General features: G+C 49.5%; 13 protein-coding genes and 2 pseudogenes. 8 read left to right on the forward strand and 7 right to left on the reverse strand.

The annotated features are described in order from the left end of the window. The first annotated feature begins 13 nt into the window (after positions 1-13). The 3 genes from FY156_27185 to FY156_27195 all read left to right on the forward strand — a co-directional run bounded on the left by FY156_27185 (position 14) and on the right by FY156_27195 (position 3,713). A complete protein-coding gene (locus FY156_27185) occupies positions 14-1,258 on the forward strand; it encodes a glycosyltransferase family 4 protein (protein ID UXS05274.1) in 1,245 nt (414 codons plus the stop codon). A 14-nt stretch (positions 1,259-1,272) separates the two neighbouring features. Continuing rightward, a complete protein-coding gene (locus FY156_27190; GenBank protein UXS05112.1) occupies positions 1,273-2,463 on the forward strand; it encodes a polysaccharide pyruvyl transferase family protein in 1,191 nt (396 codons plus the stop codon). A gap of 146 nt (positions 2,464-2,609) precedes the next feature. Further along, a complete protein-coding gene (locus FY156_27195) occupies positions 2,610-3,713 on the forward strand; it encodes a glycosyltransferase family 4 protein (GenBank protein UXS05113.1) in 1,104 nt (367 codons plus the stop codon). 28 nt (positions 3,714-3,741) lie between these two features. Here FY156_27195 and FY156_27200 read toward each other — a convergent pair whose 3' ends face one another. Together FY156_27200 and FY156_27205 are read right to left on the reverse strand one after the other, a co-directional pair. Further along, on the reverse strand, positions 3,742-5,037 hold the full coding sequence (locus tag FY156_27200) for a cellulase family glycosylhydrolase (GenBank protein UXS05114.1): 1,296 nt from the start codon (positions 5,035-5,037) through the stop codon (positions 3,742-3,744). An 84-nt stretch (positions 5,038-5,121) separates the two neighbouring features. Beyond that, positions 5,122-6,519 carry a hypothetical protein gene (locus FY156_27205; GenBank protein UXS05115.1) on the reverse strand — a complete coding sequence of 466 codons (1,398 nt, stop codon included), beginning with the start codon at positions 6,517-6,519 and terminating at the stop codon, positions 5,122-5,124. Positions 6,520-6,815: 296 nt separating this feature from the next. On the opposite strand from FY156_27205, the gene FY156_27210 reads away from it, so the two are divergent. From FY156_27210 to FY156_27220, 3 genes are all read left to right on the forward strand, one after another. Next, positions 6,816-7,352 carry a hypothetical protein gene (locus FY156_27210; protein UXS05116.1) on the forward strand — a complete coding sequence of 179 codons (537 nt, stop codon included), beginning with the start codon at positions 6,816-6,818 and terminating at the stop codon, positions 7,350-7,352. 247 nt (positions 7,353-7,599) lie between these two features. After that, positions 7,600-7,833, forward strand: coding sequence for a hypothetical protein (locus FY156_27215; protein ID UXS05117.1), 234 nt, complete (start codon positions 7,600-7,602; stop codon positions 7,831-7,833). 362 nt (positions 7,834-8,195) lie between these two features. After that, on the forward strand, positions 8,196-9,182 hold the full coding sequence (locus FY156_27220; GenBank protein ID UXS05118.1) for a sulfotransferase: 987 nt from the start codon (positions 8,196-8,198) through the stop codon (positions 9,180-9,182). Positions 9,183-9,192: 10 nt separating this feature from the next. On the opposite strand, the gene cysC is transcribed toward FY156_27220, so the two are convergent. The 5 genes and pseudogenes from cysC to FY156_27245 all read right to left on the reverse strand — a co-directional run bounded on the left by cysC (position 9,193) and on the right by FY156_27245 (position 14,336). Beyond that, positions 9,193-9,801: an adenylyl-sulfate kinase gene (gene cysC / locus FY156_27225; GenBank protein UXS05119.1), complete on the reverse strand. Its 609-nt coding sequence runs from the start codon at positions 9,799-9,801 to the stop codon at positions 9,193-9,195. 447 nt (positions 9,802-10,248) lie between these two features. Beyond that, positions 10,249-10,617 (reverse strand): annotated as a pseudogene (locus FY156_27230) (hypothetical protein). A 506-nt stretch (positions 10,618-11,123) separates the two neighbouring features. Continuing rightward, entirely contained in the window at positions 11,124-11,549 is a 426-nt protein-coding gene (locus FY156_27235; protein ID UXS05120.1) for a helix-turn-helix transcriptional regulator, read from the reverse strand. 1,775 nt (positions 11,550-13,324) lie between these two features. Further along, entirely contained in the window at positions 13,325-13,489 is a 165-nt protein-coding gene (locus FY156_27240) for a transposase (protein UXS05121.1), read from the reverse strand. A gap of 634 nt (positions 13,490-14,123) precedes the next feature. Further along, positions 14,124-14,336 carry a helix-turn-helix transcriptional regulator gene (locus FY156_27245; protein ID UXS05275.1) on the reverse strand — a complete coding sequence of 71 codons (213 nt, stop codon included), beginning with the start codon at positions 14,334-14,336 and terminating at the stop codon, positions 14,124-14,126. A 258-nt stretch (positions 14,337-14,594) separates the two neighbouring features. On the opposite strand from FY156_27245, the gene FY156_27250 reads away from it, so the two are divergent. Together FY156_27250 and FY156_27255 are read left to right on the forward strand one after the other, a co-directional pair. Next, on the forward strand, positions 14,595-15,326 hold the full coding sequence (locus FY156_27250) for a hypothetical protein (protein UXS05122.1): 732 nt from the start codon (positions 14,595-14,597) through the stop codon (positions 15,324-15,326). 87 nt (positions 15,327-15,413) lie between these two features. Then, a pseudogene (locus tag FY156_27255) lies at positions 15,414-15,690 on the forward strand (cytochrome b).

A 15,690-nucleotide genomic window follows, 5' to 3' on the forward strand; every position in this document is an offset into this window, starting at 1 on the left:
GGTTTTCTTGGCAATGGTGAGCCGGATCGTTGTTATCAATGACGCTTCCACGGCGCGGGGTGGAGCAACGGGGCTCGCACTCGAATCTGTGCGAGGTTTTTCTCGGCGTTCGATTCCCGTAACCTACATCACAGGTGATAACGGGGATAACGATGAGCTCCGTGAACTTGGTGTGGAGGTCGTTGCTCTAGGGCAAGAACACATACTCAAGCAGTCGAAATTAAACGCTCTGGTAGGAGGTGTTTATAACACGAGCTCCAAGCGAATGGTTGTCGATTGGATTTCGTCGCATGATGACCCCGAAACCGTCTATCATGTTCACGGTTGGTCGAAAATATTGTCACCATCCATTTTTTCAGCCCTCAAAGGTGTGCGTAAACGAACGTTTATACACGCACATGATTTTTTTCTTTCCTGTCCCAACGGCGGGTTCATGAACTACCAGACGGATCAGGCATGTAGTAAGCGAGCAATGAGCCTCGATTGTCTCCTTACGCACTGCGATAAACGCTCATACGGGCAAAAACTCTGGCGAGTGGGGAGGCAAAGTTCAGTTTCTAAGGCATTAGGAGAGCTTTCAAATTGGGCTGGAATCTTGATGATCCACGAGCGTATGGAGAGCTATTTTCTCAGTTACGGATACCCAAAAGAACGACTGAATACTGTTAGGAATCCCGCTCTGCCCTTTAGACGAGACCGAATAGCTGCCGAAAACAACAATGCATTTTTCTTCGTTGGAAGGCTTGAACCGGAGAAGGGGATTGAGGACATCATCGCGGCAGCGAGACTTGTTGGAGTTCCACTCGAGGTTATCGGGGATGGGCCGTTAAGAGAGAGTCTTCAGTCAGCTCATCCAGACCTTCGTTTCCACGGTTGGAAGAGCCGTAAAGAGATAGGTGATTTGTTGCTCAAGGGGAGGGCGCTTGTCATGGCGTCAAGGTACCCGGAGCCATTTGGTTTGGTTGCTGCGGAGGCTTCAATGAGCGGTCTTCCTGTGATTCTGTCCGACACTGCCTTCCTTGCTGAGGAAGTTGAAAAAACTGGGATCGGTTTTTCGGTGCCCCCAATGCAACCTGCGTTGCTCGGTGACGTCATGGTACGTGTCGCGAACTTGCCGGTAGAAGAACTCCGCGCGATGAGTGAACGAGCTCATACGAAGCAACCGGGTCTGGCTACAAGTGACGAAGAATGGATCGATCGCCTGCTTTGGCTCTATGAAGCGGCTGTTCATAAAATTACTGACTTTCAGCCGGCTTAGCCCGAGGTAAATAAATGCGCGTACGTCTATTCAATGCGAAGTACAGTCCGAATTTGGGTGACGGCCTTCTTTCTGAATGCCTAGAAAAGGCACTGATCGAAAATGGTTGTTCTCATTCGGGGACTTATTCGATCGACGTGGCAGGGCGGACTGAGTACACTCCTGGAGGGACGTCTCGTTCCTCGGTTTTACGACTGCTCCATATCATGCCTGCGAAAATCAGGAGACTTCTCCTCAAGCTCCCACTAGCAGTCGCCGCAAAATTCAAATGGAAGCCGCACTATAGAGCGCATTTGGAAAATGCGGATGCAGTCGTCATCGGTGGAGGTAACCTCTTCGCTGATCTTGATTTGAATTTTCCAACCAAGCTGTCACTCCTTCTTGACGAAGCAAAACGGCGGCGGTTGCCCGTTCTCATTTATGGCGTTGGAGTGTCGTCCACATGGAGCGACAAGGGCGTGAACATGCTGCGCAACTCAATGAAAGGTTCGCATATTCCATATGTGGCCGTACGCGATCACGATTCAAAAGAAAATTTCGATAAACGGTTTGGGACAACGCTTGGGCGGGAAGCGATTGTTGTTCGTGATCCGGGGCTACTTATCTCCCGTTTTGTCGGCGGATTAAGTCAGACCGATCACGTCAGAACAGTGATTGGGCTTTGCGTCACGGGGGCGGTCGCAGTCCGTTATCATTCAACGTATCAGATCGAAGACAGTTATTTGGAAGCATGGTACTCATCTTTGTATAATGAGATGACCCGCGCAGGTTACGCCGTACAGCTATTCACAAACGGAAGCCCTGAGGATGTTGAAGCCGCAAAACGGGTGGTAAGGCGCCTCGCGCTGGATGGGGTCTCACCAAATTTGAAGCCTTGCCTACGACCGAATGATCCCAGCGAACTGGCTGCATTGATATCGACATGTGCACTCGTCATAGGATTTCGAATGCATGCTTTGATTGCTGCCTACTCCTACGGGCGCGAAATAATCGCATTGCGATGGGATCGAAAATTGGATTCGTTCATGACTAGCGTAGGTTTGGGAGATTGGATCGTTTGGCCAGGGGATACCAGTCCGCAAATGGTCGTCGATCGTGCCAACGAGCTATTGCTAGAAAAGAAGAATTTAGATGGAATAGCAGTTGTTGAGGCTTTTGAAGATGCAGCGAATCTGAGTAAAGAGATTCAGGCGCTTAAGAAATAAACCGGCGTCGCGGCCTCGATAAAGTATTCAAAAACTGGGATATCAGCTGGATAATCGTCATTTTAGATTGAACGCTGATTTTTCGTTTTTTGCTGATTTTCTATCTGGGTATTAAGAGCTCTATCTAATCGGAAAGCCAGGTTTTCATGCTGAGGGTGGCGTATTTCTCTCCGGTTTCGGACCTGAAGGGGGGCGCTGAGACTTCGCTTGTAGATTTGCTTAATAACCCAAGTGTGGAAGCGGTTTTGATCGTTCCGTCACTTGGTGATTTGTCCGATGTCGCGAGAGATATGGGTCGTGAGGCGTACGCCGTGCCTCTGGGTCGGGTAGCGAAAATCAGGCGACCTGTGCGTATTGGGAATGTTTTACCCGCAATGCGCGATTGGTTCAGAGCAGCCAGGACACTTCGCTCAATAGCCCGCAAGAATGACTTCGATATCGTTCACAGCAATGGATTAAAAGCGCACTTCGTAGCTTGTCTTTGCCGCTTACTCGGAGGGCCTCCAGTTGTGATTCATATTCACGACATTCCGCTGCAGCGGAGGGAGCGAGTGCTTTGGCGTACACTTGGGATGTTCGCGGACCTGGTTTTGATTGTCAGTCGACCATGCTGGCCCTCTAAGGGGGAACTACCATCGAATGTCAAGGTTTTGTTCAACGGCCTCGACACTAGTAGACTTCCTATTCTCTCTTCTGAGAAAAGAGAGGCCATTGTCGTAGGCTTTTGTGGCAGATTGCATCCTTATAAGGGGGTTGATCACCTCATTAGGTGGATCGCATACGTGCGGGACGTGGGATTTGACTTACGATTGGTAATACGTGGTGAGGGCGCACCGGAGCATGCGTGGTACCTGAAGGAGCTTTTAGAACTTGTCGCGTCTCTCAATATGTCGGAACTCGTTACTTTCGAGGGAAAAAAACATGGTCTGGGTAGCATCTACAACGGCCTTGATCTGGTGGTAGTTCCATCTGTAGTGCCAGACGCCCTGCCTCGCTCAATACTGGAAGCTATGGGGCTTGGGCTCTTGGTTGCTGCATTCCCTTCGGGGGGGATTGTCGACCAAATAAACCACGGCACTGACGGATTTTTAGTTGAAGACCAAGAGCAGTTCTTGAAGGTTGTCGACATCGTGGCCAATGATCCAGTCGCATCTGAGCGTATTAGGTCGCAAGCCCGTCTGAAGGTGAAAGACAAATTCACAATCGAGAAAATGTACGCTGACTTGCGCAGTTACTACGATTACCTATAAACGTAAGTATTCCGGTGTGTTCACCCGCTCAATTTTTCCCGAGTATGAGGATCGGGGTCGGGCCAACATCACGTAGATCGCGCGGGAGAGTAATTTTTTCGCCGGTTATCACGTTGATTGCCTGGTTCTCCCTGTTCAGCGTCCACGAAGGTAGTGGAGCCGATCCTGGGCCTGTTGACCAGGCGACCCAAGCTTTCTCAGACCCGTTGACAAAGCTTGCTATGGCGACGTTCTCGGATGGTCGTTCAATCGGACCGGGAACGTAGCCACCAATTTCCTTGAGCAATCGCTGAAGAGCATATCCTGAAGGCTTAATTTCACCTCTAAAAGTCGAGAGACCGTAGTTTTCGTTTTCTTTCGCGGTGTCCCTTCCACCGTCGCTCAACTGATAGATGTTCGTAATACGGTGGAGAGATGCACCGACGAGAAATGCCCGTACAGTATTGAGTGCCTGTCTTTCTTCACCTTCCGCCCCGGAACTTGAGTAACCCCATTCGGTGTTCAGGATAAGCGGCTTATCATTTTTTTTCCAAAACGTACTGAGATAGGTTTGAAGTGAAGCTTCATCATCAAGGTAGGATTCTGGAGACTTCCGATATGGATGCATCGCTATCCCATCGACACATTCCATAAGTTTGGGTGTAGCAGCGCGTCGCGCCCACTCTTGGTAGATATCAATGCGGTATTCTTTGACATAATATGGTTGCTTGACGGGCGTGCCTTCCATTGGAAGACCGAGAACAATTGCGTCCCGATCAACAGTCTTAATTGCCTCGCACGCCGAAGACGCTAAAGCCGCATAGTTTTCCGGGTTCGGCATCGGACGCCAAAAAGTTTTTGTGTTAGGTTCATTCCAAATCTCGTAGTAGATTTGTTTGCCACTCAGAGTATTTCCGTATCGTTCGACGACGCCGGACGCGAACCTAGAAAATGCTGAGTATGCGCGGTCCGTTGATGGCGCGGTTCGCTCTTGTTTGGCTGTTGACGCTTGATAGAGTTCATTGCCCCCGAATAGCGTTATTATAGGAGCCATGCCTCGGCTCTTAAGCATCGCTAATTGTGCGTCAGACTTACGCCAATCAAACACTCCTGGTCGTTTTTCAACTTCGTACCAACGGATTCCGAACCGAACGCGGCCCATTCCGACCTCGGCAGCGGTATTTAATTGCTGCTCGAACTCCACGTTACCCACGATTTGGCCACTCGCAAGTTCTTGCAGTGTCTCTGCTTTAACGCCTTTAATAAAGACTAGTAGAGATACAACGAGGTAGGCAAACGTTATACCGGCCCGTAACGAGTACACTCGGTTCCTAGCGCTGGACATTAAGTTACTCCGCTTTTCTGAATTAGACTTCGAATGCTCACGTCTCGATTCATTTAATGGAAGGCGATCGAAAGAGAGGGCAGTTCAGACACTAACTTCGCCGTTCCTTTTGTGTGCCGCAAGTGCGAACGCAAATCCGTACAGCCACGCAACGAACAAACCGAAATCAGCTGATGTTCCTATTAGTGCGTTTACAAGGAACACGGGGAGCAACGTCCAACGAAGGCCGCTGAGTGCTGATTGCGAAATGTAGTCTTTTTTGGGTGGGGTCCTTACTACGGTTTGAAGGACGAATGCGAAGTATAGGAGCGCGCCGATGTAGCCCGCCCCACTAAACATTGCTACGATACCATTAGATGCTCTTGTCGAGCCAACACCCACACCCAAACCGAACGTTTGCTGTAAAGCGGCCCACGAAATTGCAGTCCAACTGCTGCGTTGCTCAAAAGACTGGCTTTCCGTTTTTTGGAGGACCATTCTATCGAACAATGCTGTGATTGGATCGAGTAACGATGGAACAAAGAGTAGTACGAGGGTGAGAAGAATAATTACCACCCCTACCGTCAGGAACTCTAGTCGCAATCCTTTTTTCCTTCGAGGATTACGCTCTAGCGCCGAAGCTCGCCAAAGCCATTCGCAAATCGCACAAAGAAAGATAAACAAAAGCCCGACGTACGCAGAGGAAGATTTTGAGAGCCAGGTAAACAAAAGAAGGAAAAAAAGTATAGGTGCAATCGGAAGAGGAGAGGGATGCTTGTTGTCTACATAGAATCGTAGAAAATAGATTGCGGAAAGAAACGCAATACAGACGGATCCGTAGGATGATGCCTCAGGCATGAGCCCCACTACTCGTTTGCCGCCAAACACTTCAACGTCCGTTAAAAGCGCATATGTCGCTGTCCTGAACGGCTCCAATATAAAGCCGACAGGGAAATATTGCGTTGCAAAGTCAACGAAGCCGGTTGTGATTGTAGCTGCAGCGCCCCACAAAAGAGCTGCGTATACATGTTTTTGAAGGTAGTGATCCCTCAGCATCTTGCCAAACGTGAAGATGGTTAGCACTGATATCCCAAGGTAAGCGATCTGCGAGATGTTCTGTGTTGTGGGACGCAGTAAGTCTGGGTCGTCCAGCAAGCCTCGGACAGGTATGATGTAGACATGGTTTGCGAAAAGTCGCGGCGAAAAAAAAGTTACGACCAGAGCAATTGCATAAAATAGTGAAACTAATCCCAGTTTTCGAAAATCTGTGGCGGATGTCAGTAGATACGCGGCACCATTCCTATTGCCTAAGTATCGTGTCGCCAATGCAAGGGCGACGATGGGGGTAGCTGTGAATGTCAAACCGGCAGTTAGGGCGGGAGGTATCACGGCGAACGCGCCGAATGGCATAGACGAGAAAAATATATATAGGAGATATTTCCCTCCGTTGACGTACGCTGTTCCTAACAGGATCCAGAATAGACCAATAACAACGAATTCCATATAACGAACTTTCGACCGAATCTATTTACAAGCGGCTTGCTACGGGAAAATTAAGAGTTTAGCTGCGCCTTAATTGAATATATTTAATTAAACTTCCCTGTGCGTACTTGTGTATTGAGAATATTGGTGATTTCGCAAAATCACATATGGGCGGAAAATTAAAACTTTAACGACTGTATCGAATATACAACGATGTTAAACATAAAGCTGGTCTCAATTTGACATCGATTAATAAAAAATTTACTAAGAGTGTGCCGCAAGCGTTATTCTTTTAGAAATTTAAAGGAGAATTAATAATGGCTGTTAGATTGGCTGACATTAATGTTGATGAGGATAATATTCAGAAGTCGGACGCCACGCCTACTGGTTATAATCTTCTGAGTGGCGTCGGTACGGAAAACAAGATTAAGGGTACCGATGGTGCCGATAAGGCAACTATCGATACTCTTTACCACGACAAAGACCAAGTCATCAACTTGGGTGCAGGTAGCGATATTTTTGTTTTCCAGGTTAACGATGAAAAATCGGATATCAACGGAAAAAAGATCAACGGCATCGTGGATATGGGCGAAGGTGATAACGACCAGGTATGGTTTACTCATCAGCTCAGCGACTATGAATTCACTCTACGTTCGGACGGTGGCATCAAGGTCACCTACATTGGTGTCGCGGAAGACCTGGGTCACAAAGGCGCGTCTGTCACATTCCACAATGCGGACACGTTTGTGTTCCGTAATATCGACGATCATAGCGGTGTGAACTACACAAATGTAAGTCTTTCCTACGAGCAGCTATATGACATGATTGCTGGCGCTGGAAACCCGACTGTCTAATAGGTTGTGAGGTAAGTTAAAGTATGAACGCTCGTAGAAATTACGAGCGTTCAACAAGCGTTAATTTTTTAATTTCTCGACAATATGTTCGAGCTCGATCGTCTGCGTTGGGCTCACTTGGTGATCGGACTATCTGATTGCGGGAAAGTTCGCTCTCGTTTTTAGTTCGCGCACTTCTTGCCGGTGATCACGATTAGCAGTTTTTGTATTATCGATTTGTTTTACCTAAGTTGCTTTAGGAGGCCCAATGTCTAAGTCGTTTCACGGACCGTTTCGCATTACAGGTAACGTGGATGTTGAATTGGGACGCGACGGGGATGTCTTCATCACATTTTGCGACGAATATAGTAACGTCGTAGGTGCTATTCTTGATGAGAACGCCGTCAGAGATGTTGTTGAAGGACTTCAGCGCGTACTCTTCTCGGCTTCGAAGCGCAACACACAAAGTTTACGCGAGCTCGAAATAGCACCTGGACGGTGACGTATCTGAATAAGGTCGTCCACATCGACGGACCTCATTTTAGGGAGAATCCTTGCGGCCTGGTTGTCAAAACAGTTAGATCCAATGCTCTCAAAGCGTCGCAAAGTCGACTTAAGTAATGGCAAGTTTTCTACTAAGATTTGCTTGGTTGCGCCGATACCGCGGTCCATATCATTTGGAGGATGTCGGTCGGTAACATGCTGTCGCGAATGCGCGATTTTTAATTCTTTCTTCCTTGAAGTTGGACAGCGAACATCGAGCTGAGCAAGATTGCCGGACTTTTGCGACCGATATCATTACGAGGACGGTGGCGGGGTAACTTTGATTGCCCAAGGATTATATCGCGTCGGGAAATACGGTCGATGACAAAATTTGCGTTGATGCTCTACGTGAATAGATCAGGTTCTACACTGCTTTCACGAAAACTGAGCGAACAGAGTGATGACATTTGCGTCCTTCCGGAAATGGGTTTTCTGCTGAAGTTGCTTACACTACGCGAGGCGGGTGTGATCGTAAAAGGCCATGATCTTTTCAAGCTGATCGCAAGCGATGTCAGGGTCGATGCTCTGGATCTCTCGAACGAGGTATTAGCAGAAATTTCTGAGAGAAATTCCTCTTCTGATATTGCTTCGTTGCTGACCGACATCGCGTGTCAGCGTCTAGGACGTGACCCCGCACTCATTGTGTTTAAATTGAACTCTTTTATCTATTTTCGAGATCATCTTGCACAGGCATTGCCGGGCCTCGTTTACATCCATATCGTTCGTGATCCGCGTGCCGTCGTCAATTCGATGCTCAAGACGCAAATTACGGAAAAGGCGGGCTTCGACATGGCGCGAGGAAGCGCGGTCTACGCGAGTAAAGAGTGGCGGCGCTATGTTGGAACGCTCCGCAATGACGCAAACAATGGTACCTATTTCACATTAAAATATGAAAATCTCGATGAGAAATTCCAAGGATTCGTCCGCGAGCTTTTCGGACATTTTTCATTAAGTTTACGCCAAGCGGCAAATACAAAATCAAAGTATATTGTTTCTTCCGTCGATACTGACATTCATGTGAACATCTTCAAGGATTTTCAGAATTCGAGGTTGGAAGCTTGGCGTGAAGAACTGTCTCAGGAGGATATCGAAATCGTCGAGAGTCTTTGTTGGGATGAGATGAGGGAATATGGTTACAGCCCCATTACTGACGGCATGCTAACTACTTCTCGTTCAATGGCGGTAAATTATCGTCACCTGAAGAGTGTCGCGATCAATTTTGTTTTGACAATTCTCTTCTATCTTCGGCGTCCCAACGCGCTGTCGAACCTAAAAGACCGCTTGAGCTTGGCGTTTCGGCGCACGTGAATGTTGATTTTTATGCTTGGCCAAGCAGGTTTCGTAGGTTGATATACTCGAACACCGTCAATGCTGAATCTGTGGCGCTCATAGCAGTTGTATCTAGACGAATTTCCGGGAATGTGGGTGGCTCGTATGGCGAGGTTATCCCCGTGAACTGGCTCAACTCTCCTGCGATTGCTCTACGGTATAGTCCCTTTGGGTCTCTGCTTTTGCAGACACTAAGTGGCGTGTCGACGAATACTTCGACAAATTCGCTCTCCGCAATGATGCGTCTCGCGGCCTCGCGATCCGTTGCGAATGGTGAGATGAGTGCCACAAGTACTAACAGGCCGGCGTCAGACATAAGACGAGCGACTTCTGCGACGCGACGGATATTCTCGGATCTGTCAATATCGTTGAAACCTAGGTCACGGTTAAGTCCTGTGCGTAGGTCATCACCATCGAGCAGGTAGGTGTGCATGCCTGCGTCGATTAGCATGCGTTCAAGTTTCGTAGCGATTGTTGACTTTCCGGCGCCTGAGAGCCCGGTGAACCAGATCACTGCCGGGGCATGTTTTTTGAGTGCTTGCCTGTCAGTGCCGGTGGTTGAGTTTATTTTGACCTTTACAAATTTTTGTATTTCCATTGTTTTATGTCTTCTAATCGAGCTTTCAAATGTATTTGTGGTTGAAATTATCGATAACGGCTGGTGAGTTTAAAAATTTTCAGAATTTCGAATTATAGGTTTGAGTATAGATTGATTGTCAATAACTACTTTCCTAGAGCAAGAATATCACACTATTTTTGTCTCTGTGGTAGGGATCTGGAGACTGTGATTATACTTTTCGCTACGATTGAGGAAGGTGTTCAAGATTCTTCACGCTCCCTCGAAATTAAGCTTTGAAAGCGTCTTTCTTCGGTAAGGCGGGGATCGCATCACTGTTCGGGTTTAAGACAGGCGGTTGAGAAGGGAAGGCAATTCTACAGACCGGCTGATGCGGTACCTGCCAATACGGACGCCGCCATTAAGGCGGGGTCAACACAGATTTGAGGCGGAGCCTGTGCGTCGGCTATATCAATACGGCGATACGCATTATGGCCTGACGCCAACCTGTGGTGCATATGTGTTGTCGTAAGCACGGTAGTTGCGGTAGCGCGAAGAGCGCCAGTTCACGTGCGCCTGTCTCACTCTTCTGTAAGGTGCCGGTGGTGGGCTTGCGATTTCTCCGCCGAAGATCGCACCCGCGCCGAACGCGACGAGCGGATACCACTAGCCGTCATTGTAGTGGTGATAGCCGAAAACCCCGTTTCGCCAGGTCCCACCCCAGCCATTAGCGGCAAACAATTCCCCGAAACTGTCAGAATCCATGCTGGGACCGACAACCCGATAGGCCATGACTGGGAACGACTGGTTGTTTGGGACCCAATCACGACACGAGAGTTTGAAAAGCTCAACCCCCATATGAACGCTCCGCGTTGCCTCTCCATTTCAAACATGGAAAGCCGGGAGTGGCTCCTTGATTGATGAAGACACAATGAAAAAGGGGTGCGAAGATATAGCCTGGGCCGGCGTTAGACGGGTGTTACTCGGCATAGAATGTGGTTGCATATTTCAGAATCAAAAACCGCTCCAGTAAACTGAAGCGGCGATCTTGATGAAAAGTTATGATTTCAAAAGTAGGTGAATTGAGCTTGAAAATGGCAGTGCTCGTCCCCTGAAACGCTGTCATTACTCTAATTAGTACTACAGTTTGTCAATGATTAAAAATTGCATCCTGCGATCAAGTTTTGGGGTGTGCTTTTTTGACAACTCGTTTCAGTCGATCAAATCCGACAAGCGAAAGGGTTGCAGAAAATGGGCATAAGGATTGGTGAAGATCGGAACACGTAGGCTGTGCTGGGGGGCAATTCGCGACAAGTTTTATACGTCAGAACGAGCGGCTCGCCTAAAGCAATTCAAACTCTGTGCTAATGGGACCTCCTGCGGGCCGAAGGCGAGTTCTCGGCGATCTCAATCACCATGCGTACGATTTGTTTTCGCAATTTAGGGTTCCGAATTCCGGCGATCGCGGTGTTGAGCTCCAAACCTTCGTTTGTCGACAGGAATGCCTGGAGTTCAGACGTTTCAAACCGTGTTTGACCAAATGGTGGATTTTCCACGGTGGGTTCACTGAAGAAATAGCTTATTGGCAATCTCAGAATGTCAGCGACCTTGCTAAGGTTGCTCGCTCCGATGCGGTTTTTACCCGTCTCGTATTTCTGGAATTGTTGAAACGTTATCCCGACCTGCTCCGCTAGTTCCGATAGCGTCATGCCGAGCGACTTGCGGCGGGCTCTAATCTTCTTGCCAACGGCCGCGTCAACGGCATCTGGAGCTCGCGCCTTTCTCGTCATGATCATGCCTTTTGGTTGCGTCGGCTAAAAGTCCAACACACGGAGATCTCTGCCATGTTGGTGACCAAGCGCGTTACAACGGTCCCTGTGTGCAACCGGAGCCTTCTCTTTAGCCAATTGTGCTGTCTCTCCGTCAAGTACATAAATGCAAATTGATCGTAGGAACGTTCAGAGAGCTCGTGTCGCCGAGAGAATTGATGAGACGCGTGTTTTCACGCCCCTTCCAAACCGTATTGATGTGAGCGTTTTCGGGCTAGCGGTATTCTCTCAAGCCGCAATCAATCCCGAAGTTGGTACCCATGTCACATTATGAGAGTTGGAAAGCGAAATCTCGTTCGGGATAACTTCTCTTCTTCAATTTTCCACCGCACGCGGGGCCAACTGAAGCAGTAACGTGTTGAGCCTGAACCGCGCCGATTATCGCAGTATCAGTCCGGTGGCGGGGGATAGTGCGACTGACATGTCGGAGTTTTGTAACTGGCAGGTAACTGTCGTGTCGATTGGTAAAATCTTATTCACAAGTAATTCACAAATAAAATATTTTGGGTGTTCGGGCGTATTTTTCTATTTTTACAAATAATATTTTGACTGGATCGAAAATTAGTGAGACGATTTTCTTGGAGGGTACAGTGGATACCCCAACCAGGCAGTTTTTCTATTTGTTGTCATCGTACGATCCCCATGACCTCATTGTCAGCAAATCTTATGAAAGACAACTGCCGATCGGCTGTGCTCTCCAATCCTATTTCGCCGTTACATACTATATTCGGCGTTCCAAGACTCAGTCTTCGTGATGTTGTTGCTGACGACTGCCACCAGTTGCCAATTTTTTTGCTATGGCATGGAGACGTGCCGATTGTGAGGTTTCCGGACGATCAAACAAGTCTGGTTCCAGTGTAGAGGTTTTCGTTTGGCTGTAAAACACCGTGCAGGATGGCGGCACAAGGCAAACGCGTGCAAAACATCTAATGGCAATCATATTTTCGTCTCTACCTTGTCCGTACAGATCTTCAGGGAACTGCACCAGTCCTGCGCACTCCCTCTCGGCGCCGATTCCGACCAACCGTAGGTGAACACTTGGCTGAGGTCGTCACCCGCTTGGGTGAGGCCTTAGGTTTTTTTGTTGAGCCGTCTCGGCGCAATGCTCTTGCTCCGGGTTTCGGATGGATGTTTCAGGAGGGGAGCGATACGTGTGATTAACGTTCGCGTCTTCGTCGACTTTAAACGTACGCCTCTCAGGTTTTCCTTGGAGAGAGCGAGTGGAGTTTGAGCCGGACATGCAGCTCATTTTCCAAGAATTCGGCGACGCGCAGAAGGGAAAACTGCCGGATAAACGAAGGGCGGCAAACTCAAGGTCGTCCTATTCGGTGGTCATTCCCACTGCAATCTAAGGAGGATCTGTAGGGTGGCAGCAATTCGACCTGCTCGTCGTCGTTAAGACAGGTGACTTGGCTGAAATTAACCCCTGCTGGGATCGGGTATCCTTATAGCCAGCGGCCAGCCAGACCTTTACGCCAAGAGGGAGCAGTTTCATCTGAGCCCGATTGCGCAGTTGAGAATATGGCGGAGCGCTTCGCTACCGATGTCGCTATCTACGTGGACGCAACGGCTCCGTCGAAGTTCGAGCGTTACATAACTGCGCTTCTGATGAGGATGGGATGTTACCGGTGATGCCGATTGAAGGCCAGGGCAATGCCGCCGCGGCCTCCGACACGACTACCGACACCAATGTGTTCGATATCTGCATTGAGGGCGCCTCGATCCGGCACAGTTCCTTACGCCAACGGAAGAGCTGCCTCCCATGCCCCCCCTGCATCACGCGCAATCTCAGAGATAATCGCCCTCGGTTCAAGGCAAGCAGCAACGGGGTGCTCCTTCTCCTCACGCGACCAACGCCGACGGCGTTGTACCGAAGTGATGACTTCAATCTGCTTAGTCAAAGGACTACCCCTAGTGTTTGCACTAGGACTGATAGTGACCCCCTATCGCGTCAAGAAGACATGCACCGTAGGGTTACCATCCAACGGTGGGTTCTACCTCTTTTTCGCTCTGCGCAGCCCTAATTTTGAAGGGTCGTGGTGGCGAAGTATACATTCTTCATTTCCTGCCATTTTCACCTCGCTTGTTGCGGTGATTTTCCACCAGCTGGAATCGGGGAGTTGCAAAATCATCGTAAGAAGCGAGCCCGCATTGGAGTGGCAGGCTAGGGATGTGGGGAAATGGATATTGCTGGTTTGGCGAATTCCGCGGATAGACCATCAAGCTATGCTTAATCAAGACCGTCGTGAACGGCAACGCGGCCGCCCACTTCAGGAAGCCGCGATCTATGTCAGCTGGTATCATCTCAGGCAATGGTCCGCCGACCGAAAGTATCCCGCTACCCTTAGTCAGTAGGGTTTCGAGGTCGTCGTCCGACTACGGCTCGCCATGGTGGAGCTTGTACTGGACGATAAGCGGATAGCCACCGATCATGATAGCCTTCGCAGCCGAGAGCTGGATTCCGTCCTAAAGGCCGGTGGCAAGGCCCTCGTGGTTAGTGGTTCTAGCGTGCAAGCATCGCAGCGCCGATAGCGCTCAGGGAGAGGTTTTCATTGCCATTCTCACGCCGGGTCCGCTCCCGTTTTCCGGAATAAATTCTACACCTGCCGCTTCGAATGCTCTTTGTAGCGCGACAATAGTTGCGTCTTTAAGGGTTTCGCCGCGTTCAAAGCGCGCAACTGTATCGGGCGAAACGTTGGCAATGCGTGCTAAATCTCTCGTGCCCCAGCGAAGCGCGGCGCGCGCCATTCTGCATTGAATTACGGTCAATTCGTTACGCCGAGACGATTCTTCTTGCCCCATAATTTGCCTTACATTATCGTATCAATGTTACGAAATTCATCGATAACGACTGCCAAGAATGTTTCGACCATCCTTGGCAGCCTGACCACAATCTAGCTAGCTGGAGCTTGGATCATGGCTGATTCTGAGAATAGCAGAACTTTACCTAAATTTTCGTGCGCAAATGAATTTCCGAATGACCGCTTTGTCGAAAACCTTCCGAGCGTGATCAACCGTCGGAATCTGCTTCCACTGGTATCGCGCATTTTGCCGGTTTTGCTGGATGAGCTTCCGTCGCGAACAATTGCCGGTCCAAAGCATGCGAAGGAGTTGTGGCCGCGTTGGTGGGACCTTCATCAGCAACGGCTTGCTGCTGAGCGCAGGTGCCGGGACCTTGAGGCGAAACTGCTGGAGGAAACTGATGGCCGTCCCTCTGTGACAATCGACATAGACGGTGACCCTTCGCTGTTTTTTGTCATCCATTCCTTTGACGAAATCCGCGAGATTGCACCGCGGATTGGGGCTGAGGCTGCCGCGGAGGCGAGAGCGGAGTTACGCAAACGCAGACGCGAATGGAAAGCGGCAGATGGACATGTCGGGTTCAGTGCAGCCGTAGCAGAGGCACAGGATATTGCGCTTTATGAGGGAATAGCAGGGCGTGTGTTGATCACACTGCAGCCCTATTACATTCACGATGTCGCAGCCAAACTGCACTGCATGCTGGTGATGCACGATCCGGCGCTACAGCGAGAGGAAAATCCCTGGCCTTATCTCCGCAATATGTTGAAGGAGCTGATCCAGCCGCAATGGTCAGTCATAGAGCCGCAGTCCCGTATCCGTTGGTTGCGACCCATCATACGCGACGAGGAGCATCCGGCAGATGCGGAGATTGGGGATGTCGCAAGCGCTTCGAGATCCGTCGGACGGCATAGAGCAGGAAAGGCGCGCGCTGCGTGATTTGCCCGCGTTTTAGTTCATTGCTACATGCAGCGCATGAACAGAAACGAAAAGAACATGTGGTTGGATTCGCCGGATCGGTATGGGATGATCAGCCGTCTGTTACATTGGGTGATGGCCTATCTGCTCATCTGGCAGTTTGCCGTTATCCTCACGTGGCGTATTTTTGGTCCGGCTGACTGGGTGAAGAGCGTGAAATCGATCGGACCGGGCCATGGAACAGTGGGCCTGCTGACGATCCTGCTTGTCGTCATTCGTGTCATCTGGGCGCTGATCAATCGCGGCCGGCGGCCGGCGCGTGCTTCAGGCTGGTCGGGACTTGCTGCAGCTGTTGTCCATTTTAGTTTTTATGGACTGATGTTCG

Source organism: Agrobacterium tumefaciens, from assembly GCA_025559845.1.
Taxonomy (GTDB): domain Bacteria; phylum Pseudomonadota; class Alphaproteobacteria; order Rhizobiales; family Rhizobiaceae; genus Agrobacterium.